Origin of the sequence: Actinomadura bangladeshensis (assembly GCF_004348335.1) — a bacterium.
GTDB lineage: Bacteria > Actinomycetota > Actinomycetes > Streptosporangiales > Streptosporangiaceae > Spirillospora > Spirillospora bangladeshensis.
Genome location: NZ_SMJW01000426.1, coordinates 1 through 4044 on the forward strand (window position 1 = coordinate 1; position 4044 = coordinate 4044).

Annotated in this window: 3 protein-coding genes; all 3 read left to right on the forward strand. The window is 74.6% G+C overall.

The window, feature by feature from the left end:
• The first annotated feature begins 146 nt into the window (after positions 1 to 146).
• Positions 147 to 1073 carry a hypothetical protein gene (locus E1284_RS42750; RefSeq protein ID WP_207924218.1) on the forward strand — a complete coding sequence of 309 codons (927 nt, stop codon included), beginning with the start codon at positions 147 to 149 and terminating at the stop codon, positions 1071 to 1073.
• Between the two features lie 258 nt (positions 1074 to 1331).
• On the forward strand, positions 1332 to 1547 hold the full coding sequence (locus tag E1284_RS39140; RefSeq protein ID WP_171064042.1) for a WhiB family transcriptional regulator: 216 nt from the start codon (positions 1332 to 1334) through the stop codon (positions 1545 to 1547).
• Positions 1548 to 1705: 158 nt separating this feature from the next.
• A partial coding sequence (locus E1284_RS39145; protein WP_131945188.1) for a glycosyltransferase family 2 protein occupies positions 1706 to 4044 on the forward strand: 2339 nt, incomplete at its 3' end.

A 4044-nucleotide genomic window follows, 5' to 3' on the forward strand; every position in this document is an offset into this window, starting at 1 on the left:
CGCAGGAACCGGGCCCCGCCGATCCCGCCCGCCAGACACACGATCTTCATGCCCCCAACCCTACGGGGACCGGGGGGTCGCTACCCCGGGCGACTCTATGCAAAGCTTTGCGGTGTAATGGATTGCCTCGGTCTGGAGAATTCACCGTGAACAAGGAAGCCGTCCAGCGCCTGCGCGAACCGGCCGCCTGGCTTTTGCTCGCCGCGGCGGGACTGCACTTGCTCGCGGGCCTGATCTCCCTTCTCGGCGGCGGCGGCTCGTTCACCGGCCGCGCGCTGGGCGAGACGCAGGGCGGGACGTTCCTGCAGATCGTGCTCGTCGGCGTCCTCGTCCTGGCGGTGGTCCTGGTGACGTGGGGGGAGACCCCGACGCCGCAGGCGCGGACGATCACGATGGGGGCGCTCGGCGTCCTCGGCGGCATCTCCCTGTTCGGGGTGATCTCGTGGCTGAGCGGGATGCTCGCCGACTCCGACTACATCTCGGCGCTGACGAAGCTGTCGGCGTTCCTGGAGGGGGCCGGGAAGCTGGCCGTCGTCGGTGCCGGCGGCTGGTTCGTCTTCACCGTGTTCCAGGGGATGCAGCCGCCGCGCCCGCAGCCCCAGCAGCAGATGCAGCAGGGCTACCCGGACTTCGGGTACCAGCAGGGGCAGCCGGGCCAGCAGCAGTACGGCCAGCAGCAGCAGTACGGCCAGCAGGGCTTCGAGCAGCAGGGCTTCGAGCAGCAGCCGCAGCAGTACGGCCAGCCGCAGCAGTACCAGCAGTACGGGCAGCAGCCGGGCGCGGAGGGGCAGCAGGCCCAGCAGCAGTACGGGCAGCAGCAGTACGGCCAGCCGCAGCAGTACGGGCAGCAGGACTACCAGCAGTACGGCGCGCAGAGCGGCGGCTACCAGGCCGGTCAGCAGCCGCAGCAGCCGCAGCAGCAGCCGGCCGCCGACCAGGAGGAGATGGGCGAGTGGACGCGCGCCTACGGCGGCTCCGGTCAGGACCAGGGCCCGCAGGGCACGCAGCCGGCGCCGGGCGCCGATCAGGGCGGCGACTGGTACCGGGACAACCGTCCGACGCCTCCGCAGTGATCGCGGCGCGCCGCCGGCCGCCGGATTAACCGATCTTCAGCGAAAGGTCGTCCCGGCATAACCCGTTTTGTCGCCCAGGAATGCTCTCCGGCTTGACGGGGCAGTCGCTGCACGCGTGTAATTTCGTCCGTGTAGTTTCAATGCCTTCTCGGGGGAAGGAACCGGAGGGAAGGCATTGACCAGGGGGTTCCACGGGCAGGGAGGTGCGCTGTGAGCGAGGTGGTCATCCCGCTGGCGCACGGCACAGACGGCGAAGAGATGGGCTGGCAGGAGCGCGCCCTGTGCGCGCAGACGGACCCGGAGGCGTTCTTTCCGGAGAAGGGCGGCTCGACTCGCGAGGCCAAGAAGGTGTGCCGGGCGTGCGAGGTGCGTACGGAGTGCCTTGAGTACGCGCTGCAGCACGACGAACGTTTCGGCATCTGGGGGGGACTCTCCGAGCGGGAACGGCGCAAGCTGAAGCGGCAGGCCGTCTAGGACGGCGGGACGTCCCGGCCGCGCGCCCGGATCTCGGTGGATCCGGAGCGTGCCCCGCGCGGCCGCGCGTACAGTAAGCAGCCGTGCCGGCCCCGGGGCCGGCACGGCTGCTGTATTTTTCCGCCACGACCCTGTCGTCCGCACAGATCGAGCGATCATTGGCCCCCTCTGTCGATCGCCACGTCGTCACGGCGGTCCTCGTCGCCCATGATGGGGCGCGGTGGCTTCCGGAGACGCTGAAGGCGCTGCTCACGCAGGCGCGGCCCGCGCAGCGCGTCGTGATCGTGGACACCGGGAGCCGCGACCGCGGACCGGCCGTGCTCGCGGAGGTCGTCGGGGCGGGCAAGGTCCTCACGCTGCCGCGCACGACCGGGTACGGGGAGGCCGTCGCGGAGGCGCTCCGGCAGGACGCCGCGTCCGCGCCCGTCCCCGACGACGAGCCGGGCAACCCGAGGACCGAGTGGGTCTGGCTGCTGCACGACGATTCGGCGCCGGCCCACGACGCGCTCGCGCAGCTGCTGCGGACGGCGGGCACCGACCCGAACATCGCGGTGCTCGGCCCGAAGGTCCGCGACTGGGACGACCGGCGGGTCCTGCGCGAGGTCGGCGTCACCGTGGACACGGCGGGGCGCCGCGAGCGCGGTCTCGACAAGGACGAGTTCGACCAGGGCCAGCACGACGGCGTCCGGGACGTCCTCGCGGTCGGCAGCGCCGGGATGCTGGTCCGCCGGGACGTGTGGGAGCGGCTCGGCGGCTTCGACGTCGAGTACGGCGTCTTCCGCGACGACCTGGACTTCTGCTGGCGGGTGCACGCGGCCGGGCACCGGGTGGTGACGGCGACCGACGCGGTCGTGTACCACGCGGAGGCGGCCCGCCGGGGCGTCCGCGAGATCGGCATGACGGCGGAGCATCCGGCGCGCCGCGACCGCCGCAACGCGCTGTTCACGCTGCTCGCCAACCAGCCGCTTCCGGCGATGCTGCGCGCCCTCGCCCGCAACGTCTGGGCGTCGCTGGCGCACGCCCTGTTCCTGGTGGTCACCAAGCGGCCGGGCGCGGCGCGCGAGGAGCTGCGCGCGCTCGCGGACGTGCTGCGCGACCCGGGGCGGCTGCGGCGGGCGCGGGCCGCCCGTGCGGACGGCCGGACCCGCGCGCACCGCAGCATCCGGCGCTTCCAGCCGCGCCGGCTGGTGCTGCGCCGGGCCGTCGAGGCGATGTCGGAGTATCTCGCCGCCCACGAGCACGAACGTGAGGAAGAGGACATCACGGCGGACGAGCCCGGCCCGGTCCGCCGGTTCCTCGCCCGGCCGGGGGTCCTGCTGGTCCTCGCGCTGACCGCCGTCGCGGCCGTCGCGGAGCGCGACCTGCTCACGGCGGCGGGGCGGCTCGGCGGCGGCGCGCTCGTGCCCGCGTGGAGCGGCGGCGCGAGCGACCTGTGGGAGCAGTACCTGTCCGGCTGGCATCCGGTGGGGCTCGGCACGGACGCGGGGAGCCCGCCGTACGTCGGCGTCCTCGCGGTGCTGTCGACGGTCCTGCTCGGCAAGCCGTGGCTGGTCGTGTCGATCCTGCTGCTGGGCAGCGTGCCGCTGGCCGGCCTCACCGCCTACCGCGCGTCCCGGCTGCTGGTGACCGAGTCGGCGCTGACCGGCCGCCGCGCCCGCGCGGCCGCCGGGCGCCGTGTGCCCGTCGCCGCCGTCCGGGTGTGGTTCGCCGCCGTGTACGCGCTGCTGCCCGCCGCGACCGGCGCCATCGCGGGCGGACGCCTCGGGACGGCCGTCGTCCTGGTCCTGCTCCCGCTGATCGGCCTGTACGCCGCCCGCGTCTACGGGTTCCCGCGCGTGGAGGCCGCCCGGTTCGACGCCCGGACGCGCCGCAAGCGCGCGGCGCGGGCCGCCTGGACGGTCGCGCTGCTGCTCGCCGTCGCCACCGCGTTCGTCCCGCTCGTCTGGGTCATCGCCGCGCTGATGGCCGGGATGGTGTGGGCGCTGCTCGACCGCCCCGCGCACCGGCAGGGCCGCCGCGACCTCGCCATCGCGCTCGCCGTGCCGCCGCTGCTGATGCTGCCGTGGGCCGCCGGCCTCCTGCTGCACCCGTCCCGCCTGCTCACCGAGGCGGGCCTGAACCGGTACGTCGAGCCCGCGACCGCCGCCGACCTGCTCGCCCTCGACCCGGGCGGCCCCGGCACGCCCGCGCGGTGGGCGCTCGCGGGCCTGCTCGCGGCCGCCGTGCTGGCGCTGCCGCTGCGCAGCCGCCGGGGCAGCGTCCTCGCGGGCTGGCTGCTCGCGGTGTTCGGGCTGCTCGTCGCCGTGCTGACCAGCGCCGCCACCGTCACCAAGGGCGCGGACGCGGCACCGGTGTGGCCGGGCGTGGCGCTGATCTTCGCGGGGGCCGGGGTGCTGCTCGCCGCGACCGCCGCCGTCCAGCGCGCCGCCGAGGTCGTCGCGGGCAAGCACCTGGTCTACCGGGTGGGCGGGGCGGCCGTGCTGGCCGCGGCGCTGAC